The sequence below is a fragment of the Chryseobacterium vrystaatense genome (genome assembly GCF_000737765.1).
In the GTDB taxonomy this organism is placed as follows: Bacteria; Bacteroidota; Bacteroidia; order Flavobacteriales; family Weeksellaceae; genus Chryseobacterium; species Chryseobacterium vrystaatense.
The window spans coordinates 270,245-289,694 of the sequence record NZ_JPRI01000005.1 but is presented as its reverse complement, the minus strand read 5'-3'; the positions used below and the strand labels follow the sequence as shown (position 1 = coordinate 289,694).

Sequence of the window (19,450 nt, the reverse complement as noted above, 5' to 3'; positions counted from 1 at the left end):
CAACATATGAATTTAACTACTAAACTGCTTTTGGGATTTGGTTTAAGTGCTGGTTTTTTAGGCTATTCGCAAGATTTAGGTAAAATAAATCCAGTATTGACCGGAGCTCCTTTTCTAAGAATTGCACCAGATGCAAGAGCTGGAGGTATGGGAGACCAAGGGGTGGTAACTTCACCGGATGCATTTTCACAATTCTGGAATGCGGCAAAATATCCTTTTAGCAGAACAAGTTCTTCCGTAGGTCTTAACTATACGCCTTATATGGGAAAACTTACCAATGATGTATTTTTACTATATGGTGCATTCCATAAATTCTTAGGACAGGAAGAAAGATCTACTATCTCTGCAAGTATCTATTATTTCAACATGGGTGAAGTAGACCTTACTCAGTTAGTAGGTTCAGAAGTAACTTCTATGGGTACATCAAAACCAAATGAATTCTCCATCGACGTTGCTTACGGTCTGAAACTTTCAGATTCTTACTCAATGGCCGTTACCGGTAGATTCATCCGTTCAGATTTAGCCGGAGGTTTCAACACAGACACGACTCTTAAAGCAGCTAATTCGTTTGCGGTAGACGTTTCAGGATACTATACTTCTCCAAAGTTTTCAAGCTTCGGAGGTTATGAAGGTAAACTGAACGGAGGTTTCGCAATTCAGAACTTAGGTCCGAAACTGGACTATACAGGAAATGAGGAATCCAGATCTTATCTGCCTACAATGGCAAGATTAGGACTTGGTTATGATATGTATTTGGACGACATGAACAAAATCGGAATCAGCGTAGAAGGTTCTAAGATATTGGTTCCGGGATCTGAATATGTGGGAATAGACCCAAATAACAGACAGCCAAGATATGAAGTTCCAAATGTAGGACCTATCGCAGGGATTGGAAAATCTTTCAAAAATAAGAACAGTATCATGTACAGTGGTGCTTTAGAATATTCTTATGACAATGCATTTGCAGTAAGAACAGGATATTTCCACGAAAGTGAAGAGCAGGGAGCAAGACAGTTTGCTACAGCAGGTATTGGATTAAAATACCGTTCATTCGGACTTGATCTTTCTTATCTGATCAATATGTCAAAAATCAATAGTGCTTTAGATAATACACTTCGTTTCGGTCTTACCTGGAACATCGGTGAAGAAACTTCTAACGTCGATTATTAAGATACTGACTCAGTCAATCAAAAAGCCTCATTTTTATGAGGCTTTTTTTGTAAATTGAAACAGCAAATTGGCGAGTGGTGAATGGTAGTTAGCAAGTAAATGGTGGGATAATAAGACAAAAAAAATCACTGTAAAGCAAATTGACAGTGATGTCCCATACCATGTATACCATTAAATTCTCCTTCAAATTACCAATTGACAAATTATTACAGAAATGTAATATATAAGTTTGCAAAAGTCTCATTTTTATAAGGCTTTTCTTGTTTCCAATAATTAATTTTGTAGCATGAACTATTCAGCAGAACTCAAAAAATTCGTTACCAGCCAATATGTATATTCTGCCATCAGAATTACGCTGGCAACTGTTCTGCCCTGTTTAGTCCTGGCCCACTTCGGAATCCTTAAAGAATATTTCCTGTTCCCCCTTGGAACCAGTTTTGTTGCACTCTGTGATCAGCCCGGCCCTTTTATCAGAAGAAGAAACGCATTAACATTTGCCATTTTCTGCTTTGTCTTTGTTGCCCTTATCGCCAGTCTGGTAATGAATTTTAAAGTCCTGGTTATATTGGAGATCATTTTGTTTGGAATGTTTTTCTCGCTGATCGGCGTGTATGGCCAAAGGCTTGCAGCTGTAGGTTCACTGTCTCTTGTTGTCCTTGCGATCTTTATCGACGGGCATCTTACAGGAGGTAATATTTTCAAAAGCTTATTGATCTTTGCTTCCGGCTGTATCTGGTTTTTGCTGATCTTCCTTATAGTCACCACTATCCAGCCTTATAAGCTGGCAGGACAGATGATTGGAGAAAATTATCTTCAGCTCGCAGAATTTTTAAAGATTAAAGCCAATTATTATCAGAAAAATCCTGACTTTGACAAACTGACCACTCAGGTAATTGCTAAACAAATCGGGATCAAAAACCTTCAGGAAGAGACGAGAGAAACTGTTTTCAAAACAAGAACAATCGTCAACGAATCTACAACGACCAGCCGCCTGCTGATGCTGATGTTCCTTAACTCCATGGACCTTCATGAAAAACTCATGACCTCAGAGAGTGACTATCAGAAACTGCAGCAGAGTTTTGAAGACAGCATGATCCTGGTTTATATCCACGACTATCTCAACCTTCTTGCCGAAGAAATAACCAACATAGGGATTTCACTTCAAATAGGGACAAGAGCCAAACCCATGTTTGATTTGGAACTCGAACTGAAAAACCTCAATTATCATTATTTTGAACTCCGAAATAAGCAGATGACTCCTGACAATCTGGAAAACTTTATGATCCTCCGTCAAATCCTGATGCGCATCAATGAAATTACAAAGGAGATCAATGAGATCTATAAAGTATTTTCCCAGGATGTGAAGCTGGCAAAAAGTCTTTCCACAGGTTTGGATCTGAAAAAATTCATGCCTAATGAAGAGAAACTTAACTTTAAAGTTTTAAGGAACAATATTTCACTTTCATCTTCTCATTTCAGACATGCGATAAGAATCACAACAGCCCTCCTCGTAGGATATGTTTTCTCAATGTTTGATCTTTTGGGTCTGGGCCATACCTATTGGATACTGATCACTATAACGGCTATATTGAAACCCGCCTACTCTATTACCAAAAAAAGAAACCTGCTGCGTTTATATGGTACTATTGCAGGAGCAATGATCGCGTATACGATTCTGCATTTTATACACATCAATGCCGTTCTATTTACGATCCTTCTTTTGAGCATGATTATGTGCTTCAGTTTTCTGAAAGGCCGGTATTTCTGGGCCGTTCTCTTTATGACCATTTATGTATTTCTGAGTTTTAATTTTTTGAATCCCGGAAATGTAGATGTGATTTTCAAAGACAGGATTTTTGACACATTCATCGCCGGGGTGATTGCTTTTGCTGTATCCTATATCGTTCTGCCTGTATGGGAACATACTCAAAATCTCGATTTGATGAAAAAATCTGCTGCAGACAACCTCATCTATTTTGAGAGTGTGATTTCAAAATTTCTACAGGGAGATTTTGACCTTGAAGATTATAAAGTGAAAAGGAAAAATGCCATTATTTCATTGGCTAACCTTTCCGACAATTTTCAGAGAATGATTTCTGAACCGAAAAACCAACAGAAGAAACTGGAAGTAGTTCATCAGTTTGTTGCGACCTCCCATCTGATCACAGCCTATACTGCATCCCTTTCACAATACTCTAAAAATGATGAAAAGTATCCCGAAATAGATGCCGAAAGCTGGAGCCGAAAGATTGAAGCAGAGATGCAGCAAACTTCCGTTCTGCTTCATGGAAACGAAATCAATGAAGCTTTGAAAATGGAAAGCCGCCTCGAGCCCGAAGATTCTTCGATAGAAGATATGCTTTCGAAAAGAAAAACTGAAATTGAGGAAAATGATCTCGTCGACAGAAGAGACCCTGATAAAATTTCACACTTAACAGAGCTTAAAAATATCCACGATATTCTTGAACTGATCTATGATGTGGCTAAAGAGCAGAGAAAGGTAATTGAAAAATACAGAAGCGAATCGGAGCCTACTCCTCCACAATCGTAAAACAGTAGTCATCAAAAAATTCCACTCTTGCTTTAAACTCGTCGGAAAACTGTTCGTCGTAAACCCGGCAGCTTATTTTATGAAGATGTTTAAGTTCAAAAGGCTTTACTTCATAATTTTTCTTCAGGGACCAGTACTTCGAATGATGGATCTTGTACATGCTTTCCTTTACACTCCATATAATAGTATAGAAGGTGGCCTCATTATCCTGTGGAATAAATCCTCTTTCATTTTCGTAAGTAAATTTATCGATAACCCTTAAAATCTTAGGATTGAATTTCTCAATATCGATTCCTATTTTATTTTTAGAAACTGCTATCGCAGCAAAAGGGAAGGAATGTGTAATCGATATTTCAGCGTCTTTAGGTGAAAGGAAAGGTTCTCTTTCTTTATATAGAATCTTGGAATGAGGTTTTAAACTTTTCAGAAGCTTACGCACCATAAGCACTTCCTGCAGTTTTTTAGGGTGATAATCTTTTACTTTTTCAGCATTTTCAGGCTCCAGAAGCTCGTTGATATCAAGTTCTTCGCTTTCATCATATTTCCATATAAGGATCGTGGCATTATCATCTGAAAAATCGCGGTAAAGAGGCATCTTTTTTTTATTCGATAAAAGTAGTAAAAAGATGTGGGAATTGGAAGATCGCGATATGAATTGGCAGCAAAACAATTCTGCGTAACCAAAACAAAAAAAAGCTGCGTGAAGTCTGAGACCCTACGCAGCTTTTTTACTTACATCTTCATGTCTTCCCTCTTCTTTTGTTAAGTATTTATTTAGACTGATGATTTACATCATTTCTATGTTCAAGAATTTCAAGATTTTCATCCACAAAATAAGCACTTCCAAACCCATTCACATAAGATCCTTTTACCGGCTGTAGAGCAATAAGAATGAAATCCTGCATTTCAGCAATGACATCTACTACTTTCCCGTGTGTTTCCTTTAACCTGGTCACCACTGTATTCCAGATCTCAGAATCTCTTTCAACCTGCGAAGCTGCAGCCTCAACCGTTAAACGTTCACGTGCATAAATCTGTTTTGTTGCAGATTCGTCCTCGATGAACATTACGGAAGTCTTTCTTCCGTCTGCAAGGTTTTTCGTGTGTTTTGCCATAAAAGAAACCAGGATATATAACGTATTATTTACCTGTACAAAAGGGGCATAACTGGAATTGGGAACTCCTTCTGCATCTACAGTAGCCAAAATCACACTTTTGGTACGGTCAATCAGTTCTTTCACTTTTGGAGCAACAGGCTTTGCTTTTCTGTTAGCCTCTTCCTGGGAATTGGTATGATTCATAGTATAAAATTTTATCTGAACAAAAGTAGTTATTTAGATTAAGACTAAATAATTTAAAGCTATGTATAATCTCATGAAACCGAACTTGATCTGCCGTTTTTTTATCTTAATTATTAATTGTAATTTTGCATTTCGTTATCAATTGAATTTAAAATTATTCATTACATATGAGTACTACAACACAATACGTTCCTTATAAAGTAAAGGACATATCCCTAGCAGAATGGGGAAGAAAAGAAATTACCCTTGCTGAAGCAGAAATGCCAGGTTTGATGTCTATTCGTGAAGAATACGGACCATCCCAACCACTTAAAGGGGCAAGAATTGCCGGATGTCTACACATGACAATCCAGACGGCAGTGCTTATCGAGACATTAGTCGCTTTAGGAGCTGAAGTTACATGGTCTTCTTGTAATATTTTCTCTACACAGGATCATGCTGCTGCTGCTATTGCTGCTGCAGGAATTCCTGTTTATGCATGGAAAGGTCTGAACGAAGAAGAATTTGACTGGTGTATTGAGCAGACTTTATTCTTTGGAGAAGACAGAAAGCCATTAAATATGATTTTGGATGATGGTGGAGATTTAACGAACATGGTTTTCGATAAATACCCTGAATTCACAAAAGATATCAAAGGTCTTTCTGAAGAAACCACTACAGGAGTACACAGACTGTACGAAAGAATGAAGAACGGAACTTTAGTAATGCCTGCAATCAACGTAAATGATTCAGTAACTAAATCTAAATTCGACAACAAATACGGATGTAAAGAATCTGCAGTAGATGCTGTAAGAAGAGCTACAGACCTTATGCTTGCCGGAAAAAGAGTGGTAGTTTGCGGATACGGAGACGTAGGTAAAGGTACTGCTGCTTCTTTCAGAGGAGCTGGTTCTATCGTTACTGTTACCGAGATCGATCCAATTTGTGCGCTTCAGGCGGCAATGGACGGTTACGAAGTAAAAAGATTAGATACTGTTGTAGACAACGCTGATATTATCATCACAACTACCGGTAACTTCAACATCGTAAGAGGAGAGCATTTCCTTAAAATGAAAGATAAAGCGGTGGTTTGTAACATCGGACATTTCGATAATGAAATCGATATGGCTTGGTTAAACAAAAACTACGGTCAGACAAAATCTGAAGTGAAGCCACAGGTTGATATCTATACTATTGAAGGTAAAGAAGTAATTATCCTTGCTGAAGGTAGATTGGTAAACCTTGGTTGTGCAACAGGACACCCAAGTTTTGTAATGTCTAACTCTTTCTCTAACCAGACTCTGGCTCAGATCGAACTTTGGACGAATTCTGCTGCTTATGGAAACGAAGTATATATGCTTCCAAAGCATTTAGATGAAAAAGTAGCAGCTTTACACCTTAAAAAATTAAGCGTTGAACTGGAAACTCTTTCTCCGGAACAGGCTGAATATATCGGTGTAGATGCAAAAGGCCCATTCAAGCCTGAGTACTACAGATACTAAGATTACATTCAATCTATATACAATCCCATTATGATACATAGTGGGATTTTTTATATAGGTACGGGAAGGAATTCTAAGCATTATTTATGTTTAGAAGCTGTTTCCCGCTATCCGCTCTTACTCCTCGCTCCAGCACTAAACCCAAACCATGCTGTGGGGTAACCGCTGCTATCGGGGCTAGGGAGGTCATTGTATCTTCCTTCTCCGTATTTTACCCATATTTTTTACAGCACGATCACTAAGTTTAGAAAAAATGAATATATTTAGCCCCTCAAACAAAACATATAATTAATGAAAAAACAAAGAGTATCGAATGCATTCATAGCCGCATCTTGGGTAGCATTGGGAGCAGGAATGATAGGTTTCATTGTAGGCCTGGCCAGAGCCGAAATGCTGCTGAATGAAAAAGGATATTATTTTACGATCCTTCTTTATGGCCTTTTTGCCGTAGTTTCTCTGCAGAAAGCAGTTCGTGACCGTTTAGAAAACATTCCGGTAACAGACATTTATTATGGGATATGCTGGTTTGCGACACTTTCTTCTATTGTGCTGCTCGCTGTGGGACTTTGGAACGCCACTATACTGCCAAGCGAAAAAGGATTTTATGCTTTTGCATTTCTCCTCGCTCTTTTCGGAGCCATTTCGGTCCAGAAAAATACCCGGGACAACATGGCCCAGGAATAAAACAAAAACGCTCCAGATATCGGAGCGTTTTTTTATGCTTTTTACAAAAATATTCAAGTACACCAATAGATAATTCACTATTTACAGATATTTATTAATTTTTATATATTTATTCACTAAATATTTATATATGATTAAAAAAATTCTATTATTTATTGTTTTTACATTATCAATTCAACATATCCAAGCCCAAGAAGAATTTATAACGTTGTGGAAACCTTATTCACAATCTTCTACTCCGGGCACAGTAGATGCTCCGGTTCAATCAGCCAACAATGAGATCTGGTTTCCAGGCATTGGAGAGAATTATACCATAACCTGGGAAGAGGTCAACTATCCCCAGCATACTGGAACGATATCCAATGTAACTTCTGATAAGCAGGTCCTGATCAATTTTGGAACTTCTCTTAATCCGATTCCAGCCGACGCACTGTATAAAGTCAAAGTAAGTAATGGCACCGGTACCTTTAAACAGATACAGTTCGCAAACAATACTGCAGGATGGCTGTTTAACGGTGATGCCAATAAAGTACTCGAAATCCAGCAATGGGGAAATATAAAATGGCAGTCCATGCACTCCGCATTTTCTTACTGCGGTTTGCTTCAGCTCACAGCCTCCGATTCACCTGATCTGTCCAAGGCGACAGATGTCTCCTATATGTTTTACAATGCAAGAAAATTTATTGGAAATGCCTCTATGGCAAACTGGCCGACTTCAAAAATAAAAAATTTCGAATATATGTTTAGTGGTCCTATTGCATCACCGGTTTCCAGCACTTTTAATGCTCCTCTGGGATCATGGGACACCTCATCTGCCGAAAATTTCTCCTACATGTTTTACGGAAAAAAGTTTTTTAATCAAAATCTGAACAGCTGGAATACCTCAAAAGTTACAGACATGAGCTATATGTTCAGCTTTACCAGAGACTTTAACCAGCCTCTTAGCAACTGAAATACTTCACAGGTTACCAACATGAGCTCCATGTTTTACATGAATAAGAACTTCAACCAAAATCTGGACAGCTGGAATACATCAAATGTTACCGACATAAGTTATATGTTTGCCGAAACGGAAAATTTCAATCAGCCCCTAAACAGCTGGGATACTTCCCAGGTCATTAATATGACATTCCTTTTCCATTATAATATGAACTTCAACCAGCCTCTTAACAATTGGGACACCTCCAGTGCTACGGACATATCCCATATATTTCATGGCTGCACAGCCTTCAATCAGCCTCTTGATTCATGGGATACCAGTAAAGTAACTACTATAACCCTTATGTTTTCCGGAGCAACAAGATTTAATCAAAGTCTGGAAAGCTGGAATCTTCCTCTTCTTACCACTGCAGACAGTGTATTTACCAATTCCGGACTGGACTGTAACAACTACAGCAAGACTATCGTAGGATGGGCCAATAATCCCAACACAGCCAGTAATATCAATCTGGGATCACTGGCTTCCCTGTCCTACTCCTCTGACATTATTGACCAGAGAGAAGTCCTGATCAACAAAGGCTGGATCTTTTCCAATGATGTACCTGGACAATGCCGTTTCCTGGCAGTCTCTGAGGCAGGATCAAAAGAAAGCGGATCCATCTACCCCAACCCTGCTCACCACATTATTTTCATCAGGAATATGGCTGATATACAATCATATGTCATCATGGATGCAACAGGTAGAATTTCAGGTAAAGGCGTAGTGACCGATGGAACAGTCAATGTAGAATCATTAGCTCCTGGAAATTATTTCCTGCAGCTGATTTCCAAAGAAAAAATTCACCCTTTTAAATTCATTAAGAAGTAAAATAAAATGCGCCTCATCAACGATGAGGCGCATTTTGTATAATATCCATCCGGTTAAAGATCAAAATGATTCGGATGTTTTGATTTGATGTCATCTACAGTTCCAAGGACTTTATCTTTCAAAGAATCCTGATATTTCTGAAGGTTTTCAGCTATGGCTTCATCTGCACTTCCCAGAATTTTCACCGCCAAAATCCCTGCATTCAAGGCTCCGTTTAAGGCTACCGTTGCTACAGGTATTCCACCCGGCATCTGAAGGATAGACAGTACAGAATCCCAACCGTCAATAGAGTTGCTTGATAAAATCGGAACGCCAATTACAGGCAGCGTCGTACAGCTGGCCACCATTCCCGGAAGGTGTGCTGCTCCGCCAGCTCCTGCAATAATCACTTTCAGACCTCTTTCTTTTGCTGTTTTAGCATAATCAAACATTCTTTCCGGTGTTCTGTGTGCCGAAACCACGGTCAGTTCGTATGGAATATCCAGGCTTTTCAAAAAATTTGCAGCCTGTTCCATGATCGGCAGATCGCTCTGGCTGCCCATAATAATTCCTACCATCTTCAATTTTTATTAGATCTTCAAAGATAAAGAATAAAAGTCTTTTTTTAAAATAACAGACCTATTCATTCCTGAAGGCAGAAGGCGACATTCCTTTTATTTTTTTGAAAAACCGGTTCAGATGGCTTTTATCTGTAAATCCAAATTCGTCTGCAATTTCACTGATGCGCATGTCACTGTATTTTAAACGGTTTTCGATAAGTCCCGTTTTGTAATGAGCAGCATATTCATTTAAAGTTTTTCCTGTATTATTTTTGAAATAGCGCCCCAGATAGTTTTTTGAAATCCCAAACTGACTGCTGATGTTCTCTCCCGTCAGTTTTTTAGGATCATAAATATTTCCATGCACATACTGAATAATATCCGCTGCCTTATGATCTGTCATTTCATTCACTTTCAGATTATATTCCTTCGTCAGATTTCCGGAAACCGCTGTGAGAATGGTCTGTACGAGCAGCCGGATAAGCTCACTGGCGTAAAGATTTTTATTTTTCATTTCAATGATCAGGCTTTCCATAAGATTCTTAATAATCATTTCATTATCCTGATCTTTAATCACGGATCCCTGAAGGGTATGATTGGAAAAAGTCTGTTCAAGACGCTGAAGAAAAGACGCGGTCATATGACTGGTGCGAAAAAATACTTTATTAAATCTAATAAAGAACAGTTGTGTCTTCGTTTTAAAAATGAAGCGGTGTGCATCTTCGGGAACAAGCAGAAACAGATTTCCTTCTCTGTAAGGAAATTTATTTCCATTAATATTCTGCATTCCCGTTCCTGAAACAATATAGACCAGTTCAAAAAAGCTGACGCTGTGACTGCCTCTTGGACACACATCAGCCGGTTCTTTCAGATCCAGTTCAAACGGCTGTTGAATAAAATCTTTTTTCATGACAATATTATACCCTTTTATCATGTAAAAATACAACATTCCAATTCTGTAAACCATAGAAATTTGTAGGATCAAAAAAAGAAAGCAATGAATACAAATGTCAAAAACAAAACAATGAAAGTACTTATAGCCAAAGAGCAGGGTAAACCTTTTATCATGGGTGAAACAGACAAGCCTCAACCTGCAGATCATCAGGTTTTAATTAAAATAAAATCAGTTGGACTCAATCCTTTGGATCTAAAAATTAAAAACGGAAAGGCTGCCCATGCAAAAGTCATTCTACCTGCTGTTCCAGGCATTGATATGTCAGGGATCGTGGTAGAAACCGGGAAGGATGTCCATGATTTTAAGCCCGGTGATGAAGTCTTCGGTATGATAGGCAGCATTGGCGGTCATCAGGGAACATTAGCAGAATACATTACAGCTGATGCAGATCATATCAGTTTAAAACCTGAAAACGTCTCATTTCAGGAGGCAGCTGCAATACCCTTACTATTTATTACAGCCTGGGAAGCCCTCGTAGATCAGATCAACATCCAAACAGGTCAGACTGTACTGATTCATGGAGGTTCCGGAGGTGTAGGGCATATAGCAATACAAATTGCAGCAGCAAAGGGTGCTAAAGTATTTTCAACCGTAAGTCCCGACCATTCAGAATTGATTCAGAATTATGGTGCTGAACCCATTGACTACACCACACTGTCCGCTGTACAATATGTACAGAAATATACAGATGGGAAGGGGTTTGATGCAGTCATTGATACAGTCGGAAGCAGCGTTCTGGATGATTCCTTCAGCGCTGTGAAACAATATACAGGACATGTGGTAAGTATCCTCGGATGGGGTTCGCACAGTCTTGCTCCGTTATCCTTCCGTAATGCAAAATATTCGGGAGTCTTTACTCTCTACCCTATGCTGTCAGGGGAAAGAAAAAAATACCATGGTGATATTCTAAAGGAAGCATCCCGGCATCTGGAAAACGGAAAGGTCAAGGTTCGTCTTCACCCCCAATATTATTCTCTGGAACAGGCCAATGAAGCTTTCGCTCTTCTGGAAAACAGAAAAGCTGCCGGAAAAGTTATCATCAATATCTTTTAGATCGTGAAGCAGCATATTCACAAAGGATTGCTGAATATGCTGTTTTAACATAAAAAAAATATATCTGTATCAGTAAAAACTACAGCAACTGTACCCATTTCATTCATTTCAGAACAGGTATATTTGTTTGCTATATCCTATCCTTATATTGAAAGATTATAAACTCATTTTTGCGGTTATCACAGTTGCCATTGTATGGGGGACTACATTTCTGGCCATCCGCGTTGCCGTGGAAACGATTCCTGCGTGGTTCGTGGCCGGGATCCGACAGTTTTTGGCAGCCATAATCATGCTGATCGTTCTTCTTTCAAGAAAGGAATTCAAATGGATCGGTTTTAAAAACCTGGGCTATCAGATTGTATTCGCAACATTGATGCTTATTGTAGCTAACGGGATGACTACAGTAGCTGAAGAAAGTGTTTCCAGCAGTCTGGCATCACTGATCAGTGCCTGCTCCCCTATTCTGGTATTTCTGGGCAGCCTGGCTATTGGCCTTCAAAAATTCAGTTTACGGTCTCTGGCAGGAGTTCTGCTGTGCTTTAGCGGAATTCTTTTTATTTTCTGGGACGGACTCCAGGATCTTGCCAACCCTGATTACAGAATGGGAATGATTTTTCTTTTCTGCGCCATTGCAGGATGGGCCTCAGGAACGATTTTCACCAAAAAACTTAATATCCAAAGTGGAAATATAACACTCAATCTGTTTTACCAGTTTCTGTTCGCAGGTGTGGTTCAGATTATTTTTGCGTTCCTGTTTTCAGACAATTACAACTTCGGAAACTGGTCTGTGAAAAGTATCTCGGCGATGATTTACCTCGCTGTTTTTGGATCTGTTGCTGCATTCTTTGCGTTTCATTATGCGTTGACGAAAATCTCACCGGTACAGGTTTCGATACTTGCCTATATCAATACCATTATTGCCATATTTTTGGGATGGCTGATAATGGACGAAAAAATTTCTGTTAAATTCATTCTGGCAGCAGCTCTTATTATCTGTGGTGTTTTTATCATTAATTATAAACCGGAAATGTTTCGGAAACAGAAAGTGGTATAAAAAATAACCGCACTGATTTTAAAGCAAAATTTACAAAAGGATTCTCCCTCTTAGCTAAGAACCATTTACAGGAAAATATGGTAATTCGATTAAAAAAATTAATGCATCAAACAATTCTCCTGATTATTTTATATTTTTCTTATCTTGGCGATACCAACACCGATCTCATGCTTAAACATCAATTATTAAGAATATCACTTATCATCACTCCCCTGTTTTATTTTGCCCAGCAGCCTGAATTACGGGAAAGTATAAAGCTTAAAAGTTTTAATTACGACATTTATCTTCAAAATAAAAAAGATCAATCTGCTTCTAAAGAATTATATGTGATTCCCAATAAGGGAGATACCATTAAAGAAAATGCATTGGTAAAAAATGCTTCCAGTGCGGAAACTCACAGAGGATTTTACAGGGTCAATGATACCGAAATCCATTTTATAGATATTGATCTTACCTCCAATAAAATTGCTCACCGCATCTACAGCCCGAACAAGAAAGGGAATCTCAAATTAATCAATGAAAGTCTTAATCTGACTGCCTATCCTAATAATCTTCCTCCCAAATTTAAAGATAACAAACCTCCACACCCGGAATTTGAGGCAGGAGAAACCGCGTTGTATTCATGGATTGAAAAAAACGTCTATCCTCTTTTAGATCAAAAACATAAGAAGAAAGAAAACGGGAATGCTGTGCTTGTTCTGGATATAGATCCCAAAGGTTCAGCATCTTTCATAGAAGTCAGAAACTTAAACATTGCAGACCATACAAAAAACCAACTTACCGGAGTCATAAAAAAAATGCCTGTCTGGAAAACCAATGTGCATGGTTATGAAGTTTCAGGGATTGTTCTTATTCCTATCGAATACTAATTTTCCATACAGATTATCCGTTATTCAAGTTGATATAAGGCGGGAGATTTTATATTTTCCGTATTTTTTCCTATATTGTTTACGCCAACATTTACAATATGCTAAAAAACACATTTTATTTGCTTTTTGTCGGTTCTTTTTTAATGATCAGCTGTGATTATAAGGAAAAAGAAAAAAGCCTGACTGAAAGAGAAAAGCAATTACTGGAAAAAGAAAAATTATTCGCAAAAAAAGAATCTGAATACCAGAACCTCATCAAAATGAGAGACAGTATTTTTTCTAAAAAAGATTCTGTAAAGATCGCTATGTGGCCGGAAGAAATCTCCGGGTCATGGAACGGAAAAGTAATCTGTACAGAATCCAACTGCAGTGATTACGCTGTAGGTGATCAACGGACGGATACCTGGGAATTTGACAGCGATTCGATCCATCTTTCTGCAAAAATCATCAACAACAATAATCTGGTAAGAGTGTATTCCGGTAAATTTGAAAACAATGAGATTAAACTTAATTTCAGAACGGATTCCACTTCCCAAAAGAAAGTAGAAATGAATGTTCTGCTTAATGACATCTCTGACAATAAGATTAAAGGGACACGATCCATCATATCCGACAACGGCTGCACAGCGAGATTTTCTGTCGAATTAGTACGTTCCACCAAATAAAAATACCTATGATTTTACTGAGTATACATAATCTGAGTTTTCCTATAGAAGATCCGGTATTAAAATTTTTGTTGGTACTGATTATCATTCTTGCCGCACCACTGCTTTTAAATAAAATTAAAGTTCCGCATCTGCTGGGACTCATCATAGCAGGTGCAGTAATAGGGCCCAATGGGTTTAATGTCCTTGCGAGAGACAGCAGCATTGTGGTTACAGGAACTACCGGACTTCTCTACATCATGTTTCTGGCCGGACTGGAAATCGATATGGGCGATTTTAAAAAGAACAAATGGAAAAGTCTCACCTTCGGAATTTATACCTTCGCAGTTCCTTTCGTTCTGGGATATCTCGGAGGTTATTACATTCTGCATTTTTCCATGCTTACTTCCATCCTTTTTGCCAGTCTTTTTTCTTCCCACACCCTGATCGCCTATCCGCTGATCAGCAAACTGGGCATTGCCAAAAATAAGGCGGTCAATATTACCGTGGGTGGAACGATGATCACTGATATACTTGCGCTTTTGGTGCTTGCTGTGATCGTTGGAATGTCACAGGGTGATGTCGGTACAGAATTCTGGGTCAGACTTTCTGTTTCCTTTATTGTATTCGCGCTGGTTGTTCTTATTATATTCCCGATCATAGGAAGATGGTTTTTCAAAAAGGTAGACGATAAGATTTCGCAGTATATTTTTGTGCTTGTGATGATCTATCTCGCAGCCATGCTTGCTGAACTTGCAGGTGTGGAAGCTATTATCGGAGCTTTCTTTGCAGGACTTGCATTGAACAGACTGATTCCGCACACCTCATCTTTGATGAACAGGGTAGAATTTGTGGGAAATGCTATTTTTATTCCTTTCTTTCTGATCAGTGTAGGAATGCTGATTGATTTTAAAGTATTCTTTAAAAGTTGGGAAACTCTCGAAGTTGCAGCAATTATGCTTGTGGCATCCATTGGAGGAAAATATATTTCGGCAGTCATGACTCAAAAGACATTCAGGCTTTCCAAGGAGGAAGGGAAACTGATCTTTGGATTGAGTTCTGCCTCTGCGGCCGCCACATTGGCATCTGTTATGGTAGGATACAATATCATCCTTTCTGAGACAGAGACCGGAGAACCTGTAAGATTACTGAACGAACACGTTCTGAACGGAAGTATTCTTCTGATTCTAATTTCCTGTACCATCTCTTCTTTTATTTCTATGGCGAGTGCCCAAAAAATTGCAGAGAGTGACAATGAAGATACCGTTTCCGGCAACAGTCATGAAGATGAGAATATTCTGCTGGCTATCAATCATGAGGAAACTGTGGACAGAATGGTGAATCTGGGAATTCTGATCAAAGCTCATTCGAATACAGAAAACCTGTTTGCTTTAAATGTCATTAATGAAGATAAAAATGAGTCGTCCGTGAAAAACGCTGAAAAGCTTCTTCATCAGGCAGCTGATGCCGGTGCTGCAGCTGATGTTAAAATGCAGACTCTGAAAAGATATGACAACGACGTAGTCAATGGAGTCAAAAATGTTATTAAAGAGCAGAACATTACAGATCTCATTATTGGGCTGGAAGATCAGAAAGGTTTCTCTCCTTCTTTTGTATACAATCTGTACAACGGCTATCTGCAGAATGATGATGTGAATGTATTGGTCTATCATGCGGCACAGCCTCTTTCTACTATTAAAAAATATGCCGTGATGATTCCGGAAAATGCCCATCAGGAAGCTGGGTTCTTCCATGCCCTGCTCAGAGTATGGAATGTGGCCAGAAATTCCGGTGCAACCGTAGTTTTTTATGCTCCTGAAAATATTCTTGACATTCTTCAGAAAATCGTTAAAAAAGCTAATATAGAAGCAGAGTTCATCATTATGAGCACCTGGATGGACGGTGAAAAAACGGCAGCCGGTCTTAAAGAAGATGAAGCATTAATTGTCCTGATGGCCAAACGCGGCATGAAATCTTATATTCCCCGAATGAGGCTTATTCCGGAATTATTGAACAGGCATTTGAGTAATAACAATTACCTGCTGATATTCCCTTTCTCAGAATTTGATGAAAACAGTCCCGAGATACGCTCTGTAGGGAATCACGGTGATTTTATGGAAATCGGAAATGTGATTCAGAAAATATTCAAATAGTTATAATTAATTTAAAGACCACCATTGAAGACTACTAAACTAATCTTTTTGACTGCAGCTTTAAGCTTTCAGTGTTCCATTGCTCAATTTGCAAAGATTGTGGATCAAGACGGCTATGTCAATTTGAGAAAGCAGGCAGATACGAAAAGCAGCATCGTCGGAAAAATCAATTCCGATGAGATTGTTTATATTTTTAGTCCTGAAGACGGCAATAAGAATTGGCTTAATACTGATTATACGGACAAAAATGGAGAAACCCTTTCAGGATATATTCACAGTTCAAGAATTCAATACATAGAATCCTACGAATCGGTTCCTGCTGTTTCTGTGAGTGAAAACAAGGCGGTTTTTAACTCAAAAAAAATGACCGTAACCATTGAATCTGAACCTTTTAATTACAAGGAGAATAAAAAATATTTTTCTACCACTCAATATAATGGTTACAAAGTTGAAGATCAATTTAAAGGTCAACAGATCTGGGGTACGGATGGAACTATTCCGCAGACTCACTATAAATCAATCTCTGTGAACATGGGTGGAAAGACACTTCAGGTTCCTCAAAAAGAACTTGAAAATTTATTCAATATCAACACTGAATTTGCAGTGTGTTATTTTGATTCAAAAAGTGAAACTTTATACATTAGTATGGTCAACTCGGACGGAGCCGGAGGATATGCTGTTCTATTCAGAATTGAAAAAGGTGAATACAAAGGAAAAACCGTCATTATGCCTTTCTAATTCTTATATCAAAATGACAACCATGAAAATCAAAACATTAATTCTACCCCTGATTGCTTTCGCATTATTATCATGCAAAGAAAAAAAAGAACCCGTCAGAGATGAAGTGGCCCGGCCTGTCACAGTTGATACCGTGGTAGCTGAACCTCCACAAGAAATAAAAACGGATACAGCTGTTATAAAGGAACCTGAAAATGCAAAAACTGAAGAAGCCGAAACCGAAACTGATGCGATTTCCTATCATTTCGATTTCAATAAATTCTCTTCAAAAAACTATAATTTCGTAAAAAAAGCAAAACTGGATTTCTCCAGTGATGACGGTGCTTACACCTTCAGAACAAGAATTAAAGAAGCCTATGCATCGGGTACTCCTGATTTCGCCAGCTACTATATTACGGTGATTTTTGGCTGTGGGGCAAGCTGTATTATGGGATTAATGATGGATGTCCGTGACGGAAAAATCTACGGACTTCCTTTGGGTGAGGAGAACTCCTGTTTGTTTGCAGAAGACCGGGCAATCTATAATGCGAAGAGCAGACTTTTTATATCCGGGATCTGTAAGGAATCTCCTGAAGATGAAAATGTCTATTATCATGCTTTTGTCTGGAATGAGGAAAAAAAAGTTTTTGAAAAAGTGGAGGAAAAGGATATTAAGTAATTAAGTTTAAAGGTATATGAATTAAAATAGCTGTAATGATGATTACAGCTATTTTAATCTTTATTTGAATGTAAATATTATTCAGCGATTACTCTCACCATACTCTTTACCTTCACAAGTTTCTCCATCAACTCTTCTCTGGAATCTGCCAGTACATTGATATGTCCCATTTTTCGCCCGGGTTTGGTTTCGGTCTTTCCATATAAGTGGATATAGGTCTTCGGAAATTTCAGTACATCATCCATCCCTTCATAGATTACTTTTCCGGCATACCCTTCTGCTCCTACCAGATTCAGCATTCCACTGTATCCGAAAGCATCAGTATCAGCCAAAGGTAAGTTTTTCACGACACGGTACATCTGCTCAAACTGAGAATTGGCATTTCCTTCCTGGCTTTGGTGGCCGGAGTTGTGCAGTCTCGGAGCGGTTTCATTCACCCAAATTTTTCCATTTTTATCAAGGAACAGTTCGATCGCAAAAAGCCCAGGTGAGTTGACAGCATTCAAAAATTTCTCAGTAACAGAATCAATCTGCTTCTGAATATCTTCACTTAAAAATACGGGACATATATTAAAATCCAACAAATTCAGCTTTGGATCAGCTACCATTTCTGTTACCGGAAAAGTTTTGGTTTCACCATTTTCATTCCTGGCAACGATCACGGAAAGTTCTTTATCGATATCTACAAGGCTTTCGATTACTGAAGCCTCTTTCCACAAGTGCTGGTAATCCTCTTCTGTTCTTATTACCTGAACCCCTTTTCCATCATACCCCCCTGTATTCATTTTCTGCACAAACGGCAGCGGCATCATGATCTTTTCGTCACTGTTCCATACCACCTGAAATTCAGGGCTTGGAATATCGTAGGTTTTATAGAATTCTTTCTGAAGGATCTTCTGTTGGATTGTTTTGATAATCGCTGCATTCGGAACTACTTTTACACCCTGCTTTTCAAGTTCAGCCAAAGCATCTGCATTGACATGCTCGATTTCAATCGTTATCACATCTTTATCTTTCCCGAAGTTCAGTACGGCTTCATAATCGTTGAAATTTCCCTGAGTAAAATGGGAAATATTGTTGCACGGTGCATCTGAGGCCGGATCCAGCGTATAAAATTCGTCGTCGTATTTCAGGGCACTTTGTATCAGCATTCTTCCAAGCTGTCCGCCTCCTAAAATTCCTATTTTCATTCTTACTTTTATTTTTTCTATTAGATTCTTTATGGAAAGTCTTTATTGGATCTTATCAATCTTCAAATATCCCAGTCCCATTGGGTTCTTCTGATCTTCCGCATCAGATTTGGTCAGAATAATGGAATATTTTTCTTTCATCTTTTCAGGAAGGATATCATTAACGTTGAAAATATCGTCGATATCTACACCGTGTTTATCATCAACATGGCTCACCGCTCCTTCAAAACCCATCGTTGCATAAAACTCTGTGGCTTTTGCCCTTTTGATGATCTCTCCCATTGATGTTCCTACCATCAAATGCTGTTCATGAAATTCTTCAAAAAAACCTTTTTTATATCCCCCTAAATTAAGAAAATACAATTGTTTTTCGGATGGCTGATCTGTCTTTTCAACAATCTTTACCTCATATCCGTCTGCGAATTTCACTTCCTGATGGCAGTCTAAATGGATCTTTCCTTCGGCTTCTTTCCAGAAATCCTTCATATCGGGAACGAGATCTTTAAGATTTTCTGCGATCCCGAAAAAAACGTCATGCTGCTCGATATTCCTGCCCTTGGGCGTTGCACCGAGAATGATATAAAATAATTTCATTTCACTTTT

The 19,450-nt window shown here is 38.5% G+C and carries 19 protein-coding genes and 1 pseudogene; 14 read left to right on the top strand and 6 right to left on the bottom strand.

The window, feature by feature from the left end; translation table 11 throughout:
- The first annotated feature begins 6 nt into the window (after positions 1–6).
- Together porV and IW16_RS15515 are read left to right on the top strand one after the other, a co-directional pair.
- Positions 7–1,170 carry a type IX secretion system outer membrane channel protein PorV gene (gene porV / locus IW16_RS15520; protein WP_034746105.1) on the top strand — a complete coding sequence of 388 codons (1,164 nt, stop codon included), beginning with the start codon at positions 7–9 and terminating at the stop codon, positions 1,168–1,170.
- 286 nt (positions 1,171–1,456) lie between these two features.
- Complete coding sequence (locus IW16_RS15515) at positions 1,457–3,721, top strand: FUSC family protein (RefSeq protein ID WP_034746102.1); 2,265 nt, start codon at positions 1,457–1,459, stop codon at positions 3,719–3,721.
- Here IW16_RS15515 and IW16_RS15510 read toward each other — a convergent pair.
- Entirely contained in the window at positions 3,702–4,316 is a 615-nt protein-coding gene (locus IW16_RS15510) for a 4'-phosphopantetheinyl transferase family protein (protein ID WP_034746099.1), read from the bottom strand. The genes IW16_RS15515 and IW16_RS15510 overlap by 20 nt on opposite strands.
- Before the next feature lie 175 nt (positions 4,317–4,491).
- Positions 4,492–5,022: a HugZ family pyridoxamine 5'-phosphate oxidase gene (locus IW16_RS15505; protein WP_034746096.1), complete on the bottom strand. Its 531-nt coding sequence runs from the start codon at positions 5,020–5,022 to the stop codon at positions 4,492–4,494.
- Positions 5,023–5,189: 167 nt separating this feature from the next.
- On the opposite strand from IW16_RS15505, the gene ahcY reads away from it, so the two are divergent.
- The 5 genes and pseudogenes from ahcY (at position 5,190) to IW16_RS27090 (ending at position 8,994) form a co-directional block, all read left to right on the top strand.
- Entirely contained in the window at positions 5,190–6,503 is a 1,314-nt protein-coding gene (ahcY, locus tag IW16_RS15500) for an adenosylhomocysteinase (RefSeq protein WP_034746093.1), read from the top strand.
- A gap of 291 nt (positions 6,504–6,794) precedes the next feature.
- Positions 6,795–7,187 carry an inner membrane protein YiaA gene (gene yiaA, locus IW16_RS15495; RefSeq protein WP_034746090.1) on the top strand — a complete coding sequence of 131 codons (393 nt, stop codon included), beginning with the start codon at positions 6,795–6,797 and terminating at the stop codon, positions 7,185–7,187.
- 130 nt (positions 7,188–7,317) lie between these two features.
- Positions 7,318–8,139, top strand: a complete 822-nt coding sequence (locus IW16_RS25775; protein WP_051890331.1) for a BspA family leucine-rich repeat surface protein — start codon at positions 7,318–7,320, stop codon at positions 8,137–8,139.
- A gap of 12 nt (positions 8,140–8,151) precedes the next feature.
- Positions 8,152–8,550, top strand: a pseudogene (locus IW16_RS27095) (BspA family leucine-rich repeat surface protein); the annotation flags it as partial.
- Between the two features lie 12 nt (positions 8,551–8,562).
- On the top strand, positions 8,563–8,994 hold the full coding sequence (locus tag IW16_RS27090; protein ID WP_262485513.1) for a T9SS type A sorting domain-containing protein: 432 nt from the start codon (positions 8,563–8,565) through the stop codon (positions 8,992–8,994).
- A gap of 53 nt (positions 8,995–9,047) precedes the next feature.
- On the opposite strand, the gene purE is transcribed toward IW16_RS27090, so the two are convergent.
- Complete coding sequence (gene purE, locus IW16_RS15485; RefSeq protein WP_034746087.1) at positions 9,048–9,551, bottom strand: 5-(carboxyamino)imidazole ribonucleotide mutase; 504 nt, start codon at positions 9,549–9,551, stop codon at positions 9,048–9,050.
- A gap of 61 nt (positions 9,552–9,612) precedes the next feature.
- Positions 9,613–10,443 (bottom strand): AraC family transcriptional regulator, encoded by an 831-nt coding sequence (locus IW16_RS15480; protein WP_034746336.1) that lies wholly within the window; start codon positions 10,441–10,443, stop codon positions 9,613–9,615.
- Between the two features lie 114 nt (positions 10,444–10,557).
- On the opposite strand from IW16_RS15480, the gene IW16_RS15475 reads away from it, so the two are divergent.
- The 7 genes from IW16_RS15475 (at position 10,558) to IW16_RS25765 (ending at position 17,657) form a co-directional block, all read left to right on the top strand.
- The gene (locus tag IW16_RS15475; RefSeq protein WP_228376946.1) at positions 10,558–11,541 is read left to right on the top strand and encodes a zinc-dependent alcohol dehydrogenase family protein; all 984 of its coding nucleotides are present in this window, start codon (positions 10,558–10,560) and stop codon (positions 11,539–11,541) included.
- Between the two features lie 148 nt (positions 11,542–11,689).
- On the top strand, positions 11,690–12,595 hold the full coding sequence (locus IW16_RS15470) for a DMT family transporter (RefSeq protein WP_034746082.1): 906 nt from the start codon (positions 11,690–11,692) through the stop codon (positions 12,593–12,595).
- Between the two features lie 101 nt (positions 12,596–12,696).
- Positions 12,697–13,464 (top strand): hypothetical protein, encoded by a 768-nt coding sequence (locus IW16_RS15465; RefSeq protein ID WP_034746079.1) that lies wholly within the window; start codon positions 12,697–12,699, stop codon positions 13,462–13,464.
- Between the two features lie 98 nt (positions 13,465–13,562).
- Positions 13,563–14,129, top strand: coding sequence for a hypothetical protein (locus IW16_RS15460; RefSeq protein WP_034746076.1), 567 nt, complete (start codon positions 13,563–13,565; stop codon positions 14,127–14,129).
- Between the two features lie 8 nt (positions 14,130–14,137).
- Positions 14,138–16,261: a cation:proton antiporter gene (locus IW16_RS15455; protein ID WP_034746073.1), complete on the top strand. Its 2,124-nt coding sequence runs from the start codon at positions 14,138–14,140 to the stop codon at positions 16,259–16,261.
- A 48-nt stretch (positions 16,262–16,309) separates the two neighbouring features.
- Positions 16,310–16,999: an SH3 domain-containing protein gene (locus IW16_RS15450; protein ID WP_034746070.1), complete on the top strand. Its 690-nt coding sequence runs from the start codon at positions 16,310–16,312 to the stop codon at positions 16,997–16,999.
- 22 nt (positions 17,000–17,021) lie between these two features.
- Positions 17,022–17,657: a hypothetical protein gene (locus IW16_RS25765; RefSeq protein WP_131327916.1), complete on the top strand. Its 636-nt coding sequence runs from the start codon at positions 17,022–17,024 to the stop codon at positions 17,655–17,657.
- 77 nt (positions 17,658–17,734) lie between these two features.
- Here IW16_RS25765 and IW16_RS15440 read toward each other — a convergent pair whose 3' ends face one another.
- Both IW16_RS15440 and IW16_RS15435 read right to left on the bottom strand, forming a co-directional pair.
- Positions 17,735–18,847 carry a 5-(carboxyamino)imidazole ribonucleotide synthase gene (locus tag IW16_RS15440; protein ID WP_034746067.1) on the bottom strand — a complete coding sequence of 371 codons (1,113 nt, stop codon included), beginning with the start codon at positions 18,845–18,847 and terminating at the stop codon, positions 17,735–17,737.
- Positions 18,848–18,889: 42 nt separating this feature from the next.
- Entirely contained in the window at positions 18,890–19,441 is a 552-nt protein-coding gene (locus tag IW16_RS15435) for a DUF1543 domain-containing protein (protein ID WP_034746329.1), read from the bottom strand.
- Positions 19,442–19,450 lie beyond the last annotated feature (9 nt).